This window comes from Vibrio sp. OPT46 (assembly GCF_015163535.1).
Classification (GTDB): Bacteria; Pseudomonadota; Gammaproteobacteria; order Enterobacterales; family Vibrionaceae; genus Vibrio; species Vibrio alginolyticus.
On the sequence record NZ_JADDYG010000183.1, the window covers coordinates 34,790 to 37,733 of the forward strand.

Annotated in this window: 2 protein-coding genes; both read right to left on the bottom strand. The window is 42.9% G+C overall.

The window, feature by feature from the left end; translation table 11 throughout:
* Nucleotides 1–2,259 (bottom strand): type VI secretion system ATPase TssH (tssH, locus tag IQR33_RS08585; protein ID WP_193843627.1); only part of this gene is annotated, 2,259 nt, incomplete at its 3' end.
* Between the two features lie 10 nt (nt 2,260–2,269).
* Nucleotides 2,270–2,944, bottom strand: a 675-nt coding sequence (locus tag IQR33_RS08590; protein WP_193843628.1) for a type VI secretion system baseplate subunit TssG, incomplete at its 5' end; no start/stop codon positions are given.

A 2,944-nucleotide genomic window follows, 5' to 3' on the forward strand; every position in this document is an offset into this window, starting at 1 on the left:
GTTCACACGCCCTAAAAATGCAGGTTTAAAGTCGACCAACAAATCATCGCGTAAAGCATCTTTTAGTGCTGACGGCTCAGGAGATAAATCAGGATCAGAATACAAAGACATCGTCGTTTCGGTCCCTGTGTTCGCGGTCATAATAATAATAGTGTTTTTAAAGTCTATATCTCGACCTTCACCGTCTTTAATTGAGCCTTTATCAAACACCTGATAAAAAATATCTTGAACACCAGGGTGCGCTTTTTCCATTTCATCGAGGAGAATTACACTATAAGGTTTACGTCTAACAGCTTCAGTCAGTACACCTCCTTCTCCATAACCGACATAACCAGGAGGAGAACCTAATAGCAATGAGACTTTATGCTCTTCCTTAAATTCCGACATATTGATAGTCGTGACATTTTCTTCACTACCATAGACTTTCTCTGCAATCGCCAAAGCCGATTCGGTTTTACCCACTCCGCTTGGTCCGGTTAGGAGAAATACACCATTTGGTCGTGTCTCATCCGTGAGCTGCGCACTCGCAGTTTTTATCACTTCAGACATGAGCTCTAAAGCGTGATCCTGCCCGACAACTCGCTTACACAAACTTTCTTTCAAACCCAATACTGCTTGGATTTCATCATCCTGAAGTTTACCCAACGGTATACCGGTCCAATCCGAAATAACTTCTGCGATTAGCGCTTCATTTACATGCGAAAAAACTAAGGGCTGTGAGTTAGCGGAAAGGTTATTTTCAAGCTCTTGTAACTTGTCTCTCGCAGTTTCAGAACCCTCCTGGATTATTTGGGTTCTAAGTGACTTAGCTTCACTTACCCATTCTTTTTCTTTTTCCCAAAGTACCTCTAATTCAATAATGTCATTAGATAGCGCATCAATCTCTTTTCGGACACCTTGGAGCTGCACATCAAGAGATGCTCCTAATCGATTCTCTTGGCTAAGATGCTCATACTCAGCTTGCTTTGCTTTAAGTTTGTTTCTTTTCGCATCTAGACCTCCCGGTGTAGATGACTGACTTAACGCAACTCGAGAACAGGCCGTATCCAAAACAGAAACCGCCTTATCTGGCAGTTGACGACCATTAATGTATCGAGCTGAGAGTTGGACCGCTGCATTGAGAGCTTGGTTAGTGATATGAACATCGTGGTGTTGTGCCATTACATCAAGTAAGCCTCGTAACATTTCGATCGCGAGCTCAGGGGCTGGCTCATCAACCTTTACGACTTGAAAACGCCTAGTTAAAGCTGCATCTTTTTCAAAATACTTTTTATACTCTGCCCACGTAGTTGCTGCGATCGTTCTGAGTTCGCCTCTCGCTAATGCTGGCTTCAGAATATTCGCCGCATCACCTTGGCCCGCTTGCCCACCACCGCCAATTAGGCCATGAGCTTCATCAATGAACAATATAATAGGCTGTGGAGCGTCGTTTACTTCCTTCACAAGGTTCTTAAGCCTGTTTTCAAACTCACCTTTCATGCCTGCGCCGGCTTGCAGTAATGCCAAATCCAGAGACTTAATCGCCACATTTTGCAGAGCGGGAGGTACATCGCCATCAATGATCTTTTGCGCCAAACCTTCAACAACGGCTGTTTTTCCAACACCAGCTTCTCCGGTAAGAATCGGGTTGTTTTGTCGGCGTCTTAATAAAATATCGATCATTAGACGAATTTCATTATCTCTACCAATCACCGGATCTATTTTACCTTCCCTAGCTTGCTCAGTAAGGTCTGTTGTAAATTGATTCAAGGCGGAATTCGCGTTTGACTGCGCTAAGTCATTCGATCTTGATTGAGGCGCATTACTTTCTTTAAAGTTCAATAAGCAAGATGGTTCTATCTTGTTTAGTTCAGGACTAATCGAACCAGCCATGTTGACTAACGTATCATCAGACAAGTAGGCAAATAAAAGATGGATGCACCCCAACTGTTCTTGATTGAATTCAATGGTTGCAGACAACAAGGCATTTTGCATAACAGTCACCGTATGAGCTGATAGCCCAGGCACCGACTGGCATCCTGTTTTGTATTTTTCTAATGCCTTTTGAATATCGGTTTCAACCTTGATTTTATCGACATCAAATTCGTCAAAAACTTCAGAGTAAATATCGTCAGGATGGCGGATAATCATCATTAACCAGTGAGACATTTCAATACTGTGATGAGTTCGGGAGCTTGCCATCGCAGCTGCCTGTTCAAGTGTTTCCTTAGCCTGAGGAGACAATCTTTCGACCAACGCTGAAAGTGAGAGTGAAGCCATTACATTTCCTTTAAATAGTAATTGTTATAGTTCGATCTTTTGTACGTTCGTGTTTTTTAAGCACAGAACCAATACCTAACTGCCCCTGCTGTTTCGATAAACAAGCTTGTGGTAGCAAACTATGTTTGGTGGTGAGCTGCCACTTCAGTTGTTTATGTTTTCCAATCAACTCATAAGCAGCGTTCTTAATGATTGCTATATTGGGTTGGTTAGGAAGCAATTTACTAACTAGCTGTTTATCTTTTGGCAGAAATTCTATTGTTGTCCCCGCGTTGATGTTCCATGCTTTCGAACCCAAAGACGCTCCTAAACCAAGTTGAGCAAACTGCCCTTCAGGCATAGTTCGGGATGCAAGGCGTGTTTGCTCTTCTTTCGTAAGGTGTAACCATTGTCCTTGAAATTCATGAACTTTTACTTGGCATCCAGATAAACATTCAAGAATACTTTTTAGTCCACCTTTACTTCTCACTGGTGAAGCAAACACACCACCATAGTGCAGGGACAGTGAACTCCCTTCCCCAGTTAATGCCGATTTACAGCTTTCTAACGGCGAACGCGCGCCCTGCGCATGCGCACGAGATTGAACTGTCAGCTGACTCAGTTGCCAACATCGATAATAAAGAGATAATAAGCGATGATTGAAAATATCGTAGAAGTCCACCATAGCCGTATCGCCTTCTTTTTG